General features: G+C 49.0%; 16 protein-coding genes. 8 read left to right on the top strand and 8 right to left on the bottom strand.

The window, feature by feature from the left end:
- Nucleotides 1-83 precede the first annotated feature (83 nt).
- On the top strand, nt 84-2,618 hold the full coding sequence (locus tag JOY44_RS03750) for an HD family phosphohydrolase (RefSeq protein WP_171572382.1): 2,535 nt from the start codon (nt 84-86) through the stop codon (nt 2,616-2,618).
- A gap of 29 nt (nt 2,619-2,647) precedes the next feature.
- Here the strand turns inward: JOY44_RS03750 and JOY44_RS03745 are convergent, their stop codons facing one another.
- Entirely contained in the window at nt 2,648-2,866 is a 219-nt protein-coding gene (locus JOY44_RS03745; protein WP_171572381.1) for a DUF2945 domain-containing protein, read from the bottom strand.
- Between the two features lie 144 nt (nt 2,867-3,010).
- Nucleotides 3,011-4,213, bottom strand: a complete 1,203-nt coding sequence (alr, locus tag JOY44_RS03740; RefSeq protein ID WP_171573682.1) for an alanine racemase — start codon at nt 4,211-4,213, stop codon at nt 3,011-3,013.
- Nucleotides 4,214-4,405: 192 nt separating this feature from the next.
- Here alr and JOY44_RS03735 point away from each other — a divergent pair, with 192 nt between their 5' ends.
- The 3 genes from JOY44_RS03735 to sixA all read left to right on the top strand — a co-directional run bounded on the left by JOY44_RS03735 (nt 4,406) and on the right by sixA (nt 7,107).
- Nucleotides 4,406-4,903 (top strand): HNH endonuclease, encoded by a 498-nt coding sequence (locus tag JOY44_RS03735; RefSeq protein ID WP_171572380.1) that lies wholly within the window; start codon nt 4,406-4,408, stop codon nt 4,901-4,903.
- 272 nt (nt 4,904-5,175) lie between these two features.
- Entirely contained in the window at nt 5,176-6,468 is a 1,293-nt protein-coding gene (locus JOY44_RS03730; protein WP_197984933.1) for a DHH family phosphoesterase, read from the top strand.
- Between the two features lie 144 nt (nt 6,469-6,612).
- Nucleotides 6,613-7,107, top strand: coding sequence for a phosphohistidine phosphatase SixA (gene sixA / locus JOY44_RS03725; RefSeq protein ID WP_171572379.1), 495 nt, complete (start codon nt 6,613-6,615; stop codon nt 7,105-7,107).
- A 123-nt stretch (nt 7,108-7,230) separates the two neighbouring features.
- On the opposite strand, the gene JOY44_RS03720 is transcribed toward sixA, so the two are convergent.
- Both JOY44_RS03720 and JOY44_RS03715 read right to left on the bottom strand, forming a co-directional pair.
- A complete protein-coding gene (locus tag JOY44_RS03720) occupies nt 7,231-7,713 on the bottom strand; it encodes a glutathione peroxidase (protein WP_171572378.1) in 483 nt (160 codons plus the stop codon).
- A 110-nt stretch (nt 7,714-7,823) separates the two neighbouring features.
- Nucleotides 7,824-9,320, bottom strand: coding sequence for a hypothetical protein (locus JOY44_RS03715; RefSeq protein WP_171572377.1), 1,497 nt, complete (start codon nt 9,318-9,320; stop codon nt 7,824-7,826).
- Between the two features lie 207 nt (nt 9,321-9,527).
- On the opposite strand from JOY44_RS03715, the gene JOY44_RS03710 reads away from it, so the two are divergent.
- From JOY44_RS03710 to JOY44_RS03700, 3 genes are all read left to right on the top strand, one after another.
- Nucleotides 9,528-10,166 carry a hypothetical protein gene (locus JOY44_RS03710; protein WP_171572376.1) on the top strand — a complete coding sequence of 213 codons (639 nt, stop codon included), beginning with the start codon at nt 9,528-9,530 and terminating at the stop codon, nt 10,164-10,166.
- Between the two features lie 70 nt (nt 10,167-10,236).
- Complete coding sequence (locus tag JOY44_RS03705) at nt 10,237-11,037, top strand: pentapeptide repeat-containing protein (protein ID WP_171572375.1); 801 nt, start codon at nt 10,237-10,239, stop codon at nt 11,035-11,037.
- 322 nt (nt 11,038-11,359) lie between these two features.
- Nucleotides 11,360-13,573, top strand: a complete 2,214-nt coding sequence (locus JOY44_RS03700) for an ATP-binding protein (RefSeq protein ID WP_171572374.1) — start codon at nt 11,360-11,362, stop codon at nt 13,571-13,573.
- Nucleotides 13,574-13,780: 207 nt separating this feature from the next.
- On the opposite strand, the gene JOY44_RS03695 is transcribed toward JOY44_RS03700, so the two are convergent.
- The 3 genes from JOY44_RS03695 to JOY44_RS03685 form a co-directional block, all read right to left on the bottom strand.
- The gene (locus JOY44_RS03695; RefSeq protein ID WP_171572373.1) at nt 13,781-14,524 is read right to left on the bottom strand and encodes a N5-glutamine methyltransferase family protein; all 744 of its coding nucleotides are present in this window, start codon (nt 14,522-14,524) and stop codon (nt 13,781-13,783) included.
- 82 nt (nt 14,525-14,606) lie between these two features.
- A complete protein-coding gene (locus JOY44_RS03690; protein WP_242541710.1) occupies nt 14,607-15,713 on the bottom strand; it encodes an iron-containing redox enzyme family protein in 1,107 nt (368 codons plus the stop codon).
- A gap of 148 nt (nt 15,714-15,861) precedes the next feature.
- Nucleotides 15,862-16,110 (bottom strand): hypothetical protein, encoded by a 249-nt coding sequence (locus JOY44_RS03685; RefSeq protein ID WP_171572371.1) that lies wholly within the window; start codon nt 16,108-16,110, stop codon nt 15,862-15,864.
- Between JOY44_RS03685 and JOY44_RS03680 the strand changes: the two genes are divergently transcribed.
- The gene (locus JOY44_RS03680; RefSeq protein ID WP_171572370.1) at nt 16,109-18,091 is read left to right on the top strand and encodes a glycoside hydrolase family 10 protein; all 1,983 of its coding nucleotides are present in this window, start codon (nt 16,109-16,111) and stop codon (nt 18,089-18,091) included. The genes JOY44_RS03685 and JOY44_RS03680 overlap by 2 nt on opposite strands.
- A gap of 111 nt (nt 18,092-18,202) precedes the next feature.
- Here JOY44_RS03680 and JOY44_RS03675 read toward each other — a convergent pair whose 3' ends face one another.
- The gene (locus tag JOY44_RS03675) at nt 18,203-19,111 is read right to left on the bottom strand and encodes an AAA family ATPase (RefSeq protein ID WP_171572369.1); all 909 of its coding nucleotides are present in this window, start codon (nt 19,109-19,111) and stop codon (nt 18,203-18,205) included.
- Nucleotides 19,112-19,132: the final 21 nt, after the last annotated feature.

The raw sequence follows: 19,132 nt of genomic DNA, 5'->3' as shown, positions 1-19,132 counted from the left end.
ATTGAGTTTGCTTTTAGAGTTCTGCTTAATTTTCTGCCTGATCGATACAACGCTCCTATTTGCTGAGGGATTCGTGGCAAGTGATGAAAGTCCTTCAATCACTGATGCATCGTTTGGAAAAAGCTCATCTCCTGGATAATCTGCGTCCATTGAGTAAATATTCCAGCGTTTTTCACCAGGCAGTTCGTTCCTATCAAAATGCCTCCAATACTACTGAAAGTCGGAAATTGCAGCCATCTATAATCGATTTAGAGGCAGATTATCAGGTCATTCCAGCCATCCGTTCACCCCGCGCTAAACAAAGCTTGCTAAAAAAGGCAGGGCGATCGCCGCTCGTTTTAGGAATTGCCATTGTTAGTTTAACTAGCGCCTTTGGCTATCGCTTTTATAATGCGCCTAAGCTAGATATTGGCAAAGCTGCTCCCCAAACTCTCTATGCGCCAGTGTCAGCCAATGTGATGGATAAAAGCGCAACGGATATTAGCCGAATTGCGGCTCGTAAGGACACGCTATCCGTTCTGATGCTAGATCAAGCCGTCAACCAAACAGTAATGCGATCACTGCAACAGCAGCTTCAACAGGGCAGCGATTTGCGCCAAACTGCTGGCTCCTTTCCCTATGTTCGCACCAGTATCCTTACGCTTTTTACTCAAGCTTACCTCCGCAAACTGCCTGAATCGCAGTGGCAAGCGTTATTAATTGAGGCCGATCGCGGCTTTTCTCGAAACCCGTCTGTTCCAAGTTTGAAGGCTGGAATTCCCGCCTTTTCCCCAACGGATGCAGGGTCTCGAACGGCGATCGCTGAACTCCGCAACTATCGCCGTTCTATAGACATGAGCAGCTACTTAAGGCTCGTTCAATCTGTCAGCGAAGCTCAATTGAAATATGTTGCAGCTCTGGCTTCATCCACAGAACCATCACCCGACTTGCCGGACTCACTGAATACGGTTCTGCTTGATTTAACCGATGCTGACTGGCAATCTCTGCGATCGCAGAGTCCAAAAATCGCTGAACGGATTTTGGCTCAAGGCATTTCTCCAGCATTGCCGTCCCCGGTGTTAGCAACAGCGATTAACCTTCAGGTTAAAGGTGAGCTACCCAACACGGCTGAACCGATCGCGATCGACCTTTTGACATCGCTGTTACAGCCTAATTTAATTCAGGATGAAGCCCAAACACAGTTAAGGGCAGAGCAAGCCGCCCAAGACATTCAACCCGTAATGGTGTCCATCAATCGCGGCGAGAAAATTGTGCAGGTAGGCGACACGATTGACTCTAAAGAGTTTGCCCTGCTTGACCATTTTGGCTTAAGTAAGCGCGGTATCGACTGGTTTGGGCTAGTAGGATTTGGAGCCTTAGTAAGCGGCTCAGTGATACTGGTATGGTTTGTAAAACGCCGATTTCATCCCTCTCTGCGGCGACGAGATGGAGTGTTGCTTGGGCTTTTGAGTTTAAGTACGCCGCTATTAATTGCGCTCCAAGTTCCATCGATTAATTTAGCCACCATTGGGCTGTTAGTCGGCGGCTTTTACGGCGCACCGTTGGGGCTGACTGTAGCGGGCTTGCTAGCGCTCCTGGTGAGTGTTGGCATGGAAATCACTTGGAGTACTTTAATCGCCAGTGCAACAACCGGGCTGCTGTGCGGTTGGCTGGGGGGCAGATTGAGATCGCGCGAAGAATTGGCATTGCTTGGGGTAGGCGTTGGTCTTCTGCAAGGACTGATCTACCTTGTGCTCAACGTTGCAACAGGCGTTGCTTGGTATACCTTGCTGAGTGCTAGCGGCATTCAGGCACTATTAGGGCTGGCATGGGTCATTGTGGCACTGGGCATTAGTCCCTATTTGGAGCAACTGTTTGATTTGGTGACCACCATCCGACTGGTGGAACTTGCTAACCCCAACCGCCCTTTACTCAAACGGCTTGCCTCTGAAGCTCCTGGCACTTTTCAGCACACGTTGTTTGTTGCAACCCTGGCAGAAGCTGCCGCTCGGGCGCTGGGGGGCAACGTGGAATTAGTTCGGACTGGAACGTTGTACCACGACATTGGTAAGATGCACGATCCGCAAGGGTTTATTGAAAACCAGATGGGTGGACCCAACAAACACGACTTAATTGATGATCCCTGGATCAGTGCCGAAATTATTAAAAAGCATGTGAGTGAAGGGATCATGATGGCACGGAAAGCCCGCCTTCCTAAAGCAGTCCGGGCATTTATTCCAGAACACCAGGGCACTATGCTAATTGCCTACTTTCATCATCAGGCACAGCAGCAGGTAGAACAACAACTGAACGGTGGTGGCACCACCCTCAGCGTGAATGATGGCGATTTTCGCTACGACGGTCCGATTCCGCAATCGCGTGAAACGGGAATTGTAATGCTGGCAGACTCCTGTGAAGCAGCACTGCGATCTCTTAAAGATGCCACCCCCGAAGAAGCTCTTGCCATGATCAACAAAATTCTTCGCGCCCGCTGGCAGGATGAGCAACTCGTGCAATCGGGTCTGACTCGCAGTGAAATGACTGAAATTGCCACGGTTTTCGTTCAGGTTTGGCAACAGTTCAACCACCAACGAATTGCTTATCCGAAGCTAGCGATCGCGGCGCAACCATCCCCCTAATATCCGATTGTGTGGTCTAAACCTAGCCATTATTCCTTTTCAATTTTCTTCAGCGATTCTGGCTTGTGGGCGGCTTCCTTACCAGTCTTGTCACTTTCCACCAAATATTCAGGGTTATCTTTGCTGGCCGCAACGTGGTGTCCTTTAATGTCGATCGGTGCAGTCAACTTTTTCTTAACTGTCCCTTCAATCTCACCCTGAGAGCTTTTCCACTCAACCTTGTCGCCTTTCTTCAGTTCGTCAGCCACCCTAGTACCTCGTTTTATATTTCTCCTTCAAGTTATAAAGTCCATTTGATTGCAACCTCTCTCAAAAGTCGTGATTTACCGATACCTTCAAGCTGACCGACTGTTTTCTTTCGCATCCCCCACTCCAAACTCCCCACTCCAAACTCATTGACACTTAGTATCTAAAGCAAAATCTGGCAACGCGCGAGTGATTGCAACTCGCGGTAGACGATGTTTGAAGCTGCAAAGAATCTCCCAGGAAATGGTGCCTAGCGTTTCTGCCCAGTCCTCTGCCGAAATGGACTCTTTGCCGTCGTGTCCTAACAGGGTGACGACATCGCCTTCTTGCAGATGGGGCACTTGGCTCACGTCCAGCATCAGTTGATCCATGGTCACGGCTCCAATTTGGGGCACGAGTTGCCCTTGGACGATCGCCGTCATCTGGTTCGATAAATTGCGCGGAATCCCATCTGCGTAGCCAATGCCAACAACCGCGATCGCCAGTTCGCGATCGGCGATAAATCGATGTCCATAGCTCACCCCTGTTCCTGCTTGAATGGTTTTTAGCTGCGTAATTCGCGCCTTTACTTGCAGCACGGGCTTGAGAGCTAAGACCGATTTCAAGTGAGCAGCGGGATACAGTCCATACAATGCAAGTCCGACCCGCACCATATCGTAATGCAGGTTGGCATCAGTTAGGGTGCCAGCGGAGTTTGCCAGGTGAAGTTTGGGCGGGGTGATACCTGCTGATTTAATCTGGGCGATCGCGGTTTCAAATCGCTGCCGCTGCTGATTGACCACCGTTCGATCCAAACTTTCCGCCGTTGCCAAATGGGAATAAATACTCGCGATCGATAAATGCGGCAAGCGGTGAACCAGTTGAGCAAACTCCGTCGCCGCTTGCCAATCCGTGCCCAAACGAGACATACCTGTATCAAGCTTGAGGTGAACAGGCAGCGGTGAGGCATTGGGTAAGTTAGCAATGGTTTCGGCAAACACAAGCGCTTGTTTCGGCGTGCAGAGGGTGGGTTGCAAATTCCACCGGGCGATCGCTCGAATTTGCTCTGGCGTGTAGGTTGCACCCAAAATTAAAATGGGAGCTTGAATGCCCGATTCTCGCAGTTCAATCCCTTCAGGAATGGTTGCTACGCCTAACCAGGTTGCCCTCGCTTGCAGGGCTGCTTGGGCAATCGCGATGGAGCCATGCCCATAAGCATCGGCTTTGACCACCGCCATGAAGGCAGTCCGATTTTGAAGTAGTCGCTTTATTTGGGTGACATTGTGAGCGATCGCCGCCAAATCAATCTCCACCCAAGCTCGTTCTCGCTGCATTTGCGCCAAACTTGAACTTTGCTCCCAACTCAGCATGTCATTCTCCTGATTCACACCACATTCATTGCACTGAATCTAATATTCAATACGCTGAATTATCTATTGAGAGCAGGATAGATGTCCTTTGAAAATAGGTCAATCAGGCAGGTTCAGCCTCTCCGTAATTTCCCACCCTCCAGCCATAGCTGTGTTAAAGTTTATGAAAACCTTCCTAGCAACTGAATCCTGATGAGTAAGGTTCTGGTGCTTAACGCTTCTTACGAACCGCTGAACATTACTACTTGGCGCAGGGCGGTCGTGTTATTGCTTAAGGGCAAAGCGGAGCAAGTTGAACACAACGGCAAGTATCTTTACTCCGGCTTTCCACTGCCCACAGTGATCCGGCTACGTCACTACGTGCGTGTGCCCTACAAAGAGATTCCGCTCACCCGCAAGAATCTGCTGCATCGCGATGCCTATTCTTGTCAGTATTGCAGCGCCACTGGGGACAATTTAACGTTGGATCATGTGATTCCGCGATCGCGAGGTGGCGGTGATACGTGGGAAAATATTGTGACGGCGTGCGTGCGTTGCAATGTTAAGAAAGGCAGCCGCACCCCCAAAGAGGCAGGTATGCCGCTTATTACCCTACCCCAAAAACCTTATAGTGGACTTTATTTTGAAGTAACTAAGCACGTCAAAAATGGCTTAAATCAAGAGTGGCGTAAATACGTCATCGGACTGTAGTGGGTGGGAATAAATCTAAAGCGATTGTAAGGTATCTTCTTTGGCGATCGCAGCCGTTCATCCCTTTCACCGATTCCCTGAGAGGTCGAAATCGCTTCAGCGTCAATTCACAAAGATCGCACTAAAGATTCATATCGTCTCCCCCTTTTATTTGCCAAGATCTAAAGACTAGCAAGCTATTTATTTCCAATCTAATAATCACTGCATCACTTGCTTAAGCAATTCCCCTCGTTACTGGTTTAACTAACCCCTTACTTAGAGCAGCCTAATCCGTGACACCTCGCAATACCACATCCAATAGTGTTCTAACTGCAACAGAAGATGCCCAGCCACCCGGGAGTCAACAAACCCCTGTTGATCGTGATCCGGTTGAACCGCTGCTGAAATCGCTGCAAGACTCTCCAACGTATCGACCACAGTTGTCTTCCTACGATACGTCGCGATCGCGTGAGCAGCTTCAAAAAGTAGAAGTGTTGCAACAATTGCTAGAACGCCATCAGGGAGAACGCCAATTAATCGTTCTGCAAGATTTTCCTGACCCTGATGCGCTGTCTTCCGCTTGGACTTATAAGCTGATTGCACAAAAGTATGACATTCAGTGCGATATGGTCTATGCCGGAACCTTGAGCCATCAAGAAAACATTGCTCTCGTCAAATTAACCAGCTTGCCAGTGCAACGCTGGGCATTGCCAACGATTAAAAACCGCAATCTCGCAGCTTATCAAGGGTGTGTCTTCATTGACAATCAGGGCACCACTAGCCAGTTAACTCCTTCTCTACAGGAAGCAGGAATTCCCATCGTGGTCGTGATTGATCATCACAGTGCCCAAGGGGATCTCAACGCAGAGTTTACTGACATTCGTCCTTATACTCGGGCAACTGCCACAATATTGACTCAATATCTGCAAGCAGGTCTACTGAAGCTGGATAACAACTCCAGCGAGCACGTCAAGTGTGCAACGGCGTTGATGCATGGGTTGAGATCGGATACCAACGCGCTTCGGCAAGCTCAAGAAGAAGACTTCTTAGCAGCGGCTTACTTGAGTCGCTTTTATGACGCTCAATTGCTGAATGCGGTATTACAGTCTTCCCGCTCAAAGCAAGTCATGGATGTGATTGAGCGATCGCTCAAAAATCGCGCCGTTCAAAACAACTTTTCCATTGCCGGAGTAGGCTATTTGCGATATGACGATCGCGATGCAATTCCGCAAGCCGCAGACTTTTTAGTTACAGAAGAAAACGTGCATACCGCAGTAGTGTATGGCATTGTACACGACGAAGACGAAGACCTTGAACTGGTCATCGGCTCACTTCGCACCAACAAAATCACCCTTGATCCCGATGAGTTTCTGAAAGAAGCCTTTGGTCACGATTCTCAAGGACGATTCTTTGGCGGTGGGCGATCGCAAGCAGGCGGTTTTGAAATTCCTTTGGGCTTCCTTTCTGGCTTTGCTGAAAGTGCCGACTACGCAAAAATGAAGTGGACTGTCTATGACACTCAAGTGAAACAAAAACTGTTGCGTCTGATTAATCCTGATCAGCACTATCGAAATGGCATGAGTTAGTGTCCGTCAGGAAAATCTTGATGTTTTTCGGACTCTCAAAACTCAACTCAAACAAGCTCTCCAGGCTTCATCAAACTGTCATTAGTAATTGATAAATCGCTGGGGTGACAGGCTAACGACAGGCTATAGATTAGCAGTAACACAATGATTGAACTGTATTTGGTTCGGCATGGCTTAGCAGGTGAATTTGGCACCTATACCAATGACGATGAACGGCCGTTAACGGAAGATGGTAAAAAGAAAACTCGCTCGGTTGCCAAGCGGCTGATAGATCTGGGGTTGCAATTCGATTTAATCCTCACTAGTCCGCTAGTCCGCGCCCGACAAACCGCAGATATTCTGGTAGACGTTGGCTTAAGCAGCCAACTGCAAGAGGCAAGTTATCTGGCTTCTGGAATCATTACACCGTGGTTAGATTGGCTGCCAGATTGGACACCCGGCAGTCAAGAATGCTTGGCACTGGTTGGACATGAACCCAGCCTTAGCACTTGGGCAGAGTTATTAGCCTGGGGTGAAGTGAGAGGCGCAGTTGAGCTGAAAAAAGCGGGAGTCATCGGTCTGTCCTTACCCGAAACTGGATCTCCCATTGGGCGAAGTACTCTATTTTGGTTGACTCCACCTCGGTTCTTATTGAGCTAGCGATCAAGATAGGTTTAAAAAGTCTTGTAAAAACAACCTGAGCAAACAAGGGACTTAAGCCCCTTGTTTGCTCAGCAGTTAATTTGTCCTAGTCCTTATGCCAACTGATGGCTTTATAGGCAACTAAGCAGCGAGTTCTTTTTCGATCGCGCCGATCAGTTCTGCCGCATCCGGAGCCACTGCACTTTTGTAGCGACCTACTACTTCACCGTGTTTATTCACCAAAAACTTTTCAAAGTTCCAGGATACATCCCCAGCAGGAGCGGTTTGGGTCAGACGAGCATACAGAGGATGCTGCTCCGCACCTTTGGCATGAACCTTGTCAAACAGTGGAAAAGTCACGCCGTAACTGGTTTCGCAGAATTGTGCGATTTTATCGGTACTGTCCGGTTCTTGGGCACCGTAGTCATTGCAAGGAAACCCCAAAACCTCCAATCCTTGAGCGTGATACTTTTGGTACAGCGCTTCTAACCCTTTGTATTGGGGCGTGTAGCCGCAATAGGATGCGACGTTGACAATTAGCAACACCTTGCCTGCGTAATCTCCTAATGATTGCTCGGAGCCTGTGATAGTCTTGACCGAAATATCTGAGATCGCGTTGCTCATATCAATTCCTGAAATCGTTTACTGCCAATTATCCTAGCGGTTTGAGGGCATCTAATACCGTTTCAAAAATCCTTGCACATCTGTAGATTCGCAAAGATTCTCTACGGGAGTTATCGCTTAGGAGCAAGTTTCAGTAAGCCATTCCACAGCACACGAATAAATTCTTCGATCGCAAAAAAGCAAAAATCCAGCAATCGCATAATTCGTTCTAGCAGGCTTTGCTCGTAGCCCATCAGCGTGACTTCTGTATCAATAATCTCTGAAAGGGGACTATCTGGGAGCGTTGCTCCATCGGGCGATCGCGGTTCTTTGATAAGCGGTTGAGCCACCTTCTCAAAAGTTACCTGAGTAGAATGATCAGCTGTCATCTCTAGCGTTTTGCGCTCAGAAATCGTCAGTTCAGCATTGAGCGATCGCCCAGGTTGATGGATGATCGGTGACAGGGCAGCAGTAACGAGATTCGTGAAACGATCCCTACGGGAATCGCGAATTTGAGCAAACTTAATCGGAGGGGCAGTCCGCAGTCTCATCGGTAGTTCCGCCAGATCGGCTTCCTCAAAAAGGTTGGTGGCGATCGCCACAGAACCCTGTTGCATCCATGCCATCAACTGATAAAACGGACGAACACCAGGGAAAACTGGACTGTTTGCAGGGGGCGATCGCACGGGGTCAAGCTGAGCCGAACCCTGGCGCAAACGTAAATAACGGCAATAGTGAGCCACTTGCCAGATAATTCGCTGCTGCACAATCGTTTGTTGGTCAGCATCCAGAATCTCCAGAATCTCGTTGCGGTTCGTTACCAATACCAGCGATCGCGTATCCAGTTGCGTTGCCACCCCACGAATAAAAATGGAGGCTGGGGCTGACAGGCGGGTAGCTGCAACGTTTAACAGTGACGGATAGCTGGAAATATCCACCTCTGCCAAACAGTCGCGTACTGCCAGCATGGACTGCCGGATTGGCGCATCTACAGATGGTAAAGATGCCGCAGGCAAGGCGTGCGTGGCAGCTGGGCGCAGATTGTCGAACAACCACGATCCCACTCCTTGCAATGCCCCAATAACTCGATTAAGTAAGCTTTTAGGACGACGCGATTGTGCGGAAGCTGCTATTTCCCAACTAATCCGCTGCGCTAGTTCATGCTGCTGATGCGGAGACAGCACATCCAATATTTGATTAAATTGAGTCACCAATACGAGAGCTTGGGTTTCCATTAAACACGCCACTGCCCTCACCCGCACCGCCTGTGGCTCTAGCCCAATGGGTAACCGTTCTGGCAAAGAAAAGCGCTCTATCGTGTGGAGAACTTGCTGTAAAGCAGTTTCCGCTGTTAACTGCAACGGGGCAGATTGTAGTGGAATTTCAATCTCGTCGGGATTTTCCGCTGGTAGTAGGCTAATCGGATCGGGCTGGATCGCCTTACCCAGGGTTTTGCCCAGAGATCGCGCCGATTGAAACAGGGCATACACCGGATAAACCAAAATCTGCGCGCTCCAGCTGCCAGCCACTTGTAGCCGTCGTGCTGTTTGCTGACGGCGATCAAGCCAGTGGCGTGTCTGGCGCAATAGCTTGCGAAAAACCTGGCTTTGGTAAGGATCAGATGGCATAACAGGTATGGCGATTCGTGAAACGATCCCTACGGGAATCGCCTAGTTCCCAAGTGACAGCCGGTCAGAGGGTTGGTGGAGAGTAAGCAATCCAGCCGAACTTCCCCATAGTAAAACCTAACGCAATCTTTTCGTAGCGATCTTTCGTAGCGATCGGCAAACTCAACACCGTATACTAGATGAGTTTACCCGGACTAGATTAAACTCTTGGGCGTTGACCTGCGTAGCTACGTTTATATTGATCGGCTGCAAGCTCAGCACGCCGCTTACCTAGGAACCGTTTCGATTGGGTTTCTTCCCCTTCCGGGCGATGCTTCCTTATGGATTGAAATTTCCCCCGGCATTGAAATTAACCGGATTACCGATGTGGCACTGAAGTCGGCGGTAGTGCGTCCTGGTGTCCTGATGGTAGAACGTCTCTACGGTTTGCTAGAGCTTCATTCCACCAATCAAGGGGAACTCCAGGCAGCAGGCAAAGCCATTTTGGATACCCTCGAAGTGCGCCGACAAGATTGTCTCAAGCCCCGCGTTCTTTCTAGCCAAATCATTCGCAATATTGACCCTCATCACGCTCAATTGATTAACCGGACCCGACGTGGACAAATGATTATGTCAGGGCAAACACTTTATGTGTTTGAAGTGGAACCCGCAGCCTGGGCAGCGTTGGCAGCCAATGAAGCGGAGAAAGCCGCATTGATTAACATTTTGCAAGTGTCTGCGGTTGGCAGCTTTGGGCGCTTATATTTAGGTGGCGAAGAACGCGATATTTTAGCGGCTTCTCATGCGGTATTGTCGGCGATCGAAAGTGTGGCTGGGAGATCGCCCGATACCGGAAGATTAGAATAATTAGACGGCATTCGATGCAAAAATAAACTTAGAACAAAGGCGCTTCCGGTGAATAAAGGGCAAAAAGCGGATGGCGGACGTTAGATATTTGACGGAGTTAAAGCGGCACTTAACAGAATCTTCGCAACGCAATAGATATTATCCCGTTGAAGATGCAGGGAAGTATGGTGGCACTGAACGAGGGCGATCGCTTGATTTCTCCAGGGTTGACCTCAGCCACGCCGAATTGGTTGATGCCAATCTCAGCCACGCTAATTTCAGCTATGCCAACCTCAGCCATGCCAACCTGATTGGAGCGAATTTGACTCAGGCAAACCTGCGCGGAGCCGACCTCAGCCATGCCAACTTAATCGGTACCGAGCTATACCAAGCTGATCTGCGCGAAGCCGACCTCAATGGGGCATACCTGCAACGCACCGACCTGAGCAGAGCTTGGCTGATGGGGGCCGAGCTAGGAAACGCCAACCTTAGCGATGCAAATTTGCACCAGGCAGAACTCAACCAGATTCATTTTTATCAAGCAATCCTGCATCGGGCGATTCTCACTCAAGCTCATCTGTGTGGCGCATATCTCTTTGGAGCCGATCTCAGCGGCGCGAATCTAGCAGGCGTAGATCTGCGGTGGGCAAACCTGCGGAAGGCAAACTTGGCAGATACAAACCTGCAAGGAGCAACTCTGCAAAGCGCAAATCTGAGTGGCGCTTGCTTGCATCGCGCCAATTTACAGGGAGCCAGCTTGCAAGAGGCTGTTTTCACGAATGCAGAACTCACCGAGGCCAATTTGCACTGGGCAAATGTAGACGACTGCTACTTTCATCCAGCGGCAGTACAAGGGGTCATTTGGGGCGATCGCCCGCCCTCCTTCCGCTAAATGCCATAGGGCGAATTTTTAGCGAAAACAATGGAAATGTATGAGGCATAGGGCATTCAAGGATTTCTCGCCATATTTTCTAACCACTCTATTCTCTAGCTAGCGTTCAATGGCTATAGCGTAGTTTTCTGCCCAGGTAGCTGACGCAATGCCAACTTCTCTGGGATCAAGAAACCACACCTTCTTAAAAATTATTAGAATACTTACTTTAAGTCTTGAGCAATATTAGCTCTAATGCTCCCTTGGCAAGAAATAAAGCGATAAGCGATTTTTGAAACTTTACTTGCTTTCTGACATAACTTGCTGATTTCTCTAAAAAACTATGCAGATAGCACCGCTTCCCGATAATGAACTTACCAGGCTGAGTGCCCTCTGCCAATATCAAATTCTAGATTCCGAACCAGAAGTTGCATTTGATGACCTGACAAAATTAGCTGCTAGCCTCTGTGCTACCCCGATCGCTCTCATAAGCTTGGTTGATGCTGAACGTCAATGGTTCAAATCCAAAGTAGGATTGAGCGCCGTAAGCACATCGCGTGACATTTCATTCTGTAGTCATACAATTTTGCAATCCGATATTTTGATCGTGCCAGACGCCTTGGCGGACGAACGGTTTGCAACTAATCCCTTAGTGATGGGTGAGCTTAGCATTCGATTTTATGCTGGAGTTCCCTTAGTGACGCCTGAAGGTCATAGTCTTGGAACGGTTTGCGTCATCGATACGGTGCCACGAGAACTCAGTCATCCTCAGATTGAGGCCCTGCGTGCTCTTAGCCGCCAAGTTGTTGCCCAACTTGAGTTACGCCGAAAGCTAATAGAGGCAGAGATCCTGACCCGTGAGTTACAGCACAGAGAAGCTGCTCTACGGGAGAGTGAAGAACGGTTTCGGATAATGGCAGATAGCGCTCCTGTGCTGATTTGGGTGGATGATCTTGATCAACAGACCATTTTTTACAACCAAACCTGGCTTCGATTTACTGGGCGATCGCTGGAACAGGAAATTGGAAAAGGTTGGCAACAAGGGCTGCACCCAAACGACCATCAACACTGGTCCAGCAATTACGCTGCTGCTTTTGCCGCTCAAGCGCCTTACACAGTTGAATATCGATTAAGAAGGGCAGATGGTGAATATCGCTGGATGCTAGAGACCGGAGTGCCTCGTTTTCAACCGGGTGGGACATTTGCGGGCTTTACCGGGTCTTGCGTAGATGTTACTGATCGCAAAGCAATAGAGGAAGATAGTCAACTCCTTCAAACAGTCACTCAAGCAGTTGTAGATTCCCCCGATTTCCATTCTGCCATGCAGGTTGCCATTGAAAAGGTTTGTGAAGCGACGCAATGGGAATTTGGAGAGGCATGGGTTCCTAGCTTAGACAAGATGGTAATGGAATGCAGTCCCGCCTGGTATAGCAAAACCGAGCGGTTAACAGAATTTAGACGACACAGTGAGGCATTGACATTCCCGCCCAACGTTGGCATTCCGGGTCGAATTTGGATCTCAAAGAAAACCGAGTGGCATCAAGATGTCTCTACGGACAAAACTTATCTCAGGGCCCCGCAAGCGTTAGCCTCAGGACTGAAAGCAACGTTGGGGATTCCGCTTTTGGCGAACGATGAAGTCATTACCGTCCTCGTGTTTTATATGTTTAAAGCCCGTCAAGAGGATCAACGGATGATTGACTTGATTTCAGCCTCAACTGAACTGGGTTTGTTCATTCAACGCAAGCAAGCCGAAGAAGAGGTTCGCAAATCCCTAGCCAAAGAGCAAGAACTGAATCAATTCAAGTCGAACTTTATCGCTAGCGTCTCCCATGAACTGCGAACACCCCTAACTTCAGTTCTGGGTTTATCAGGTGTTTTGCTGAAGCAACATTTTGGTGCCATCAACGCTAAGCAAGAGCAATATCTGTCTATGATCCACAGCAGTGGTGAACATTTGCTGAAGCTGATCAATGATTTACTAGACCTTGCCAAAATAGAAGCAGGTAAACAGGAACTTTACAAAGAAGTTGTTGATGTGGAGGATCTCTGCCGAAGCGCGATCGAGGTCATTGAAGTGCAAGCGGTTGCCAAACAACAAACGCTCTCCTTGAAAGTACCCGTTGCAGTGAAATCTATCGTGGTCGATCAACAGCGAATTCTGCAAATTCTGCTCAACTATCTATCCAATGCCGTGAAGTTTACGGCAACGGGTGGAGTGATCACACTGAGTAGCCGATTAGCACCAGGATCGAAATTAGCAGCAACTGCTTTACCAAAGGAAACACCCGATCTACTGCCTGACATCCTGCCTAATTCGTGTTTCCTTATTCTCGAAGTTAGCGATACAGGAATAGGAATTCCGCTAGATAAACAACATTTACTGTTTCAGTCCTTTCAACAAATTGATTCCGAAGAGGGTAAACATCAGTATGCAGGATCAGGTTTGGGACTTACGTTAGCCAAACAGCTAGCCGAACTGCATGGAGGGCGGGTTTCTTTCACTTCAACTGCTGGCAGTGGCAGCACATTCTCAGTTTGGTTGCCCGTCGAGTGAGCAATTTCAATGGCTCATTCCTAAACGCTTTTGCTACCCTTTAACACTTGGAACACTGAGTTTTGCGTTGGGAGTCATTGTCTGTGTGGCGTTAGGGAAACGGACTCAGATTAATGCTAAACAATAAAAGTATCTGTACTTGTCAACTGTATAAAAAGAAAGCTACACCCTGTTTCTCCCAATTAGTTGGTTGCGTAAGATTTACCCTTATAAAGCAGTTACTACTCGAACCAGTTCGCTCGACAAATCTACACCGGTCAACTCACGCTTTCTAAATAGCACTCCTGCCAAAAAGTAGGTGCTGCCGAAATAGAACGCCTGACGGTTTTTGCGTAATTCTGCGATGTGGTTCTTTACTTTCGGCTCAGAACTGTAGTAACCAAATTGCAGCGGGGTCACCATAAAATCTTCAACGCTATAGCCGTGCCTTAAGCCATGCTCAATCGTCCCTACCGGATTAGAATAGCCAGACACCAACACCATGACATTGGGATAATCTAGCGTTAGCAACGAATTGGTAATGGTGGCACCATCGAAGCCTCCATATAACAAGGGCATATAAATATCCTTGTCAGGTGCGGGTAAATAAGGAGGATTGGCAATTAAATACTGAGCTGTTGGTCTAGGAGTCTCAAAAAATGACCCGTTGTGAATGAAATACTGATGATCTAAGCCATAATCTTCAATTCGGGACTGAGCCACTTTACAGGCTGAAGGATTCAGGTCATATCCATGAACTTTGCCCACAAAATCGGTTCTGACTAAAGAATTAATGACAGGAGTACCATCCCCACAACCAAACTCCACAATTGTGTCAGTATCATCACAGTGATTAAAAACGAGTCGCTCTAAACAATGGGAATAGAAATGGGATTCTTCGGGACAGAAGAATACTTCTTTTTCAGAAACCGATTTCTTTGTGGAGTGCGATCGCAACAAAATTCCAGTCAAGGTAATACCCTCACTTTTTATAGAGTGTGTTAAAAAGAAAAATTAAGGGTGGACAAATTGCCCAACCCATTGATTCATTCGGCTATTTGATTGAGATGACGGGTAAAGGTTGAGTATATTCACCTTGGCGAATGACTCGGACAACCGCTTCACTGGCGCGATCGCCCATCAGTTTTTCCTGGTCGTAACCCAAGATCATTTGCCACGCTTCAGCCGCATACATCTCGGTCAAAGGTAGCGTCACGTTCTGCACCATCCACCGCCCATGTCGCTCGTCTTCTTTCACATGCAAATCCCAATAGCCCATCGCCGCATCTGAGAGTTGGAGCCGTTGGGCTGCCGCAAGATAGGTGCGGTAAGCCGCAGGACCCGCGACCTCAAAGTAAGCCAAACCGCCGTTGTAGCGCAGAAAATAGCGCTTACATTCGGTGAGTAAGAAGTTGTGATTGATGCTTGCCAGCACTTCCCAGGGCACCAAGTCGAAGTATGCTTCTGGTTGGGTGCTGAGTCCCAGCTCGCTTAGCATTTGGGCAAAGAATGTAGAGTGCTTGCGAGAAAGACGACCATTACCGTATTCTTCCAGCAACACTTTGGTTAGGGTGGCTTGAACTTCGTTTGCAGCACCGCCCAAAATACGAGAGAGACGACTCGCTTCGATCAACCCATCAAAGGAGGCGATCGCCAGCAAATACCGATAGCCCTCCAAAGACATTTGCTCCCGCATGTAGTGGGCATCCGACGACAGAGGCGGTTCGAGATCAGCCGCGAAGCGATCTAAAAGTGCTTGTTTTACATCCAATCTTTTATAAGCTTCAATGTCAAAATTGTCGAGTTCCCACTGCTGCCAAACTGTTTCGATCTGGTCGCGAATTTTGTGTAGATAGGGCGATCGCTCATTGGCATAATTCCGCAAATCGTCATACCAAAAAAGATTGAGACGATTGATGCGATACAAAATGCGCTGAATAAAGCGGTGGTCTACCTCCGTACCTTCGCCATGAGTGTAAGCGGCTGTTAGAGCAGAAGACAGGGCAGTTTCAAAGGTATTGACTGCTGAGGAATAACTCTGGAGGTTTCTGTCCAAGTCTTCAGCTTCAATCAGTTTGCTAAATGCTTGTTCGGCTTTATAGTAGGAGTCGTTTCTTAGTTGAGCTTCCAGAGGCTCGGGAATGACTCGCTCTGTTTTCAAAAGTGTAACTAAGCTGCCCTGCATGTATTTCTCTACGGTTTTGTATTTTCCCTTACATCTTGATTAATTTCCCCGTCAAAATCCATCTACTCAAGAGGGAGATCGCTCAATCTAAAGAAGTAGTTTGAGGTACTTGCTCCTTACGACATTATAGCGGTTTTCTGTCGGATGAGGTACGGGCAGAATAATAGAGAGCAAGGGTTTGAGCCTTTAGTTTGTACCTCACAGGAGCCGGAAACGCTATAGAGCGCGTTTGATGTGTTCCGCTTTTCATGGGTAAAAAGTCACTAGGGGCAAGTGGCATGTAATCTGCCGCCCTTTGAATCTTGTCTGCAAGACTCAGAAATGAGGGTTTAATATTTTTGTCTCCAAAAATCAATGTGGGTGTTTGCTGCATGACTTCGTTTTCAGCACAATTTCCAGATATTCAAACGCACTGGGCGCGATCGTTTGTGCAAGCGTTGGCGCAGCGGGGAATTGTGCGAGGCTTCCCAGATGGCAGCTTTCGACCAGAGCAAGCGGTCAGTCGGGCAGAGTTCGCGATCGTGTTGCAAACGGCTTTTCCGCGATCGCCGATTCGTCCCTACAGCCCCTTTAAAGATGTGCCAGCAAACTACTGGGCGGCGGGTGCCATTCGTTGGGCCTATGAAACGGGGTTTATGAGTGGATATCCCGGACAACTGTTTCGCCCAACCGAACCCATTGCCCGATCGCAGACTTTAGCGGCGTTGATCGGTGGTTTAAAGCTATCGACAACTATTTCAGTGCCACTGACGGAGTTATATGAAGATGCAGCCCAAATTCCTGGCTATGCTACCAACGCGATCGCTACGGCAACGGTGAATAGCATTGTGGTGAACTATCCGTCTCTGCGGCGGTTGCGCCCGACTCAACCCACCACTCGCGCTGAAATGGCAGCTTTTGTTTATCAATGTTTGGTGGCAATGCAACAGGCTCCCGCGATCGCTTCCAATGCGATTGTGCGCTGGCAGCCTGGTCAAACGGTGCGGGTTAGCCATCCCCGCGAGTTTCGGGCTGCCTGGGTCACTTCCGTCTGGAACAAGGATTTTCCATCTCAGTCGGGGCTGACCCCACAACAGCAGCAAGCCGAATTCATTGCCCTCGTCGATCGCCTCCAGGCAATGAATTTTAACGCCTTAATTCTTCAGATTCGTCCAGAGGGTGATGCCCTCTATCGATCGCCCTTGGAACCTTGGAGCCATTGGTTAACCGGAACCCAAGGCAAAGCGCCAAATCCCATGTATGACCCGTTGGAATTTGCGATCGCCCAGTGCCATCAACGCAACATCGAACTCCATGCTTGGTTCAATCCCTATCGTGCCCGCACCTCTCAGCACGTCAATGCGGCTCCCCATCTTGCCGTGACTAACCCAGAGGTAGTGTATGTTTGGGGCAACCAACTTTGGATGGACCCAGGCGCTAAGGTGGTGCAAGACCGCACCTACAACGTCATTTTAGATGTGGTGAAGCGCTATGACGTGGATGGCATTCACCTGGATGATTATTTTTATCCCTATCCGATTGCAGGGCAAACCTTTCCCGATGACAAAACCTATCAAGCCTATCGTCGAGTAGGGGGCACCTTAGCCCTAGCAGATTGGCGCAGAGACAATGTAAATCGGTTAATCCAGCGATTGGCAACTGGCATTCGGGCCGTCAAGCCTACTGTCAAATTTGGCATTAGTCCCTTTGGCATTTATCGTCCGGGACAACCGCCATCCATTCGGGGATTAGATGCTTACGAACAGCTTTATGCCGATGCGCTCAAGTGGTTGCAGCAGGGCTGGATTGATTATTTATCGCCTCAGCTCTATTGGCGAATTGATGCGCCCAATCAAAGCTACCCGGTGCTGTTGAACTGGTGGGCAGAGAACAACCCCAAGCAGCGGCACCTCTACCCCGGCAATAATTTGGCACAACTGGATGGCAAAGCCTGGGAACTGGCAGAAATTGAACGCCAAATTGAACTCACTCGGCAGCTAACGCCAAAACTTGTATTAGGTAATATCTTTTTCAGCATGGATGCCATTACCCGAAATCGCCAAGGCGTGGGCGATCGCTTCCGCACAGCCACCTACCGAACTCCCGCCCTTGTCCCCACCATACCTTGGCTGACCGCCGCATCTCCTGCCTTACCCACCGGACTCAAAGCTGCTGCTGGCAAACTCACCTGGAATCCTGCGACCTCAGACGTGCGATCGTGGACGCTCTATCAAAAAACTGGCGACCAATGGATACTCAAACAGATTTTGCCTGCCGCAGTGAAAGAAGCGATCGCCCCACCCGGAACTTATGCTCTCAGTGCCGTTAACAGGCTTGCAGTAGAGAGTGCCGCCGTAGTTATTGCAATGACCTAAGAGTGCGAAGTGCAGAGTACGGAGAAGTTTTGAGTTTTGAGTTGTGGTTTTTGAACTGTGAACTCCGAACCCCGAACCCCCGAACCCCAAAACCCCAAAACCTAAAACCTGCTAAGGAATTGCTACAGAGTTCAGCAGGCGATCGACGATCGCCCTCGCTCTGCGTCCTCCCGCTGGAATCATCCGATGCGCCAGCACATGAGGAGCCAGATATTTGACATCATCGGGAATGGCATATTCGCGATCGTCCAAAAAAGCGAATGCCTGAGCCGCTCGTTGTAGAGTAATCGTGCCTCTTGGACTAACCCCTAAAGTAATCTCCTCATCTTCACGGGTTGCCCGTACCAAGTTCAAAATGTATTGCTGCAAAGAAGCTTCCACCTTCACTTGGGCACTCAATCGTTGCAGTTCTTTCACCTCATCCAGTGAAATGCAGGGCTGTAAATCTTTTGAAGCAGTTCCTAGCTGAAGCCGCTCTAGCATTTGCAGTTCTTCTGTCTCCGAGGGATAGCCCAACGACAACGACAGGGCGAACCGATCCATTTGCGCTTCAGGTAACGGAAAAGTGCCCTGATATTCCACCGGGTTTTGGGTCGCAATGACAAAGAATGGGGCGGGAACCAAGCGCGAGTTACCATCCACAGTAACCTGTTGCTCTTCCATCACCTCCAATAACGCCGACTGGGTGCGAGGAGTGGCTCGGTTGATTTCATCGGCAAGCACCACATTGGCAAATACCGGACCCGGCAAAAACTCAAACTCGCCTGTCCGAGGATTCCAAATGTTAGTTCCAGTGATGTCTGTAGGTAGCAAGTCAGGAGTACATTGAATGCGCTGAAACTTCCCATCAATCGAGCGGGCAAGGGATTTTGCTAACAGCGTTTTACCCACTCCAGGAACGTCTTCTAGCAATGTATGACCGCCAGACAGCAGCGCGACTAGCACTAACCGAATTGCATCGGATTTTCCAACAATCGCTTGACCCAGGTTTTCGGTTAATCGCTCGATCCGATCTCTCATGCCATCTCCGCTCATTACAGG

It is taken from the genome of Leptolyngbya sp. Cla-17 (assembly GCF_016807185.1).
Lineage (GTDB): Bacteria > Cyanobacteriota > Cyanobacteriia > Leptolyngbyales > Leptolyngbyaceae > ULC077BIN1.
This window is presented reverse-complemented; position numbering and strand designations above follow the sequence as displayed.

Coding starts and splice junctions, on each gene's coding strand:
- JOY44_RS03750 (WP_171572382.1), top strand. CDS start 84: ATGAAAGTCCTTCAATCACTGATGCATCGTTTGGAAAAAGCTCATCTC.
- alr (WP_171573682.1), bottom strand. CDS start 4,213: ATGCTGAGTTGGGAGCAAAGTTCAAGTTTGGCGCAAATGCAGCGAGAA.
- JOY44_RS03735 (WP_171572380.1), top strand. CDS start 4,406: ATGAGTAAGGTTCTGGTGCTTAACGCTTCTTACGAACCGCTGAACATT.
- sixA (WP_171572379.1), top strand. CDS start 6,613: ATGATTGAACTGTATTTGGTTCGGCATGGCTTAGCAGGTGAATTTGGC.
- JOY44_RS03720 (WP_171572378.1), bottom strand. CDS start 7,713: ATGAGCAACGCGATCTCAGATATTTCGGTCAAGACTATCACAGGCTCC.
- JOY44_RS03715 (WP_171572377.1), bottom strand. CDS start 9,320: ATGCCATCTGATCCTTACCAAAGCCAGGTTTTTCGCAAGCTATTGCGC.
- JOY44_RS03705 (WP_171572375.1), top strand. CDS start 10,237: ATGGCGGACGTTAGATATTTGACGGAGTTAAAGCGGCACTTAACAGAA.
- JOY44_RS03700 (WP_171572374.1), top strand. CDS start 11,360: ATGCAGATAGCACCGCTTCCCGATAATGAACTTACCAGGCTGAGTGCC.
- JOY44_RS03680 (WP_171572370.1), top strand. CDS start 16,109: ATGACTTCGTTTTCAGCACAATTTCCAGATATTCAAACGCACTGGGCG.
- JOY44_RS03685 (WP_171572371.1), bottom strand. CDS start 16,110: ATGCAGCAAACACCCACATTGATTTTTGGAGACAAAAATATTAAACCC.
- JOY44_RS03675 (WP_171572369.1), bottom strand. CDS start 19,111: ATGAGAGATCGGATCGAGCGATTAACCGAAAACCTGGGTCAAGCGATT.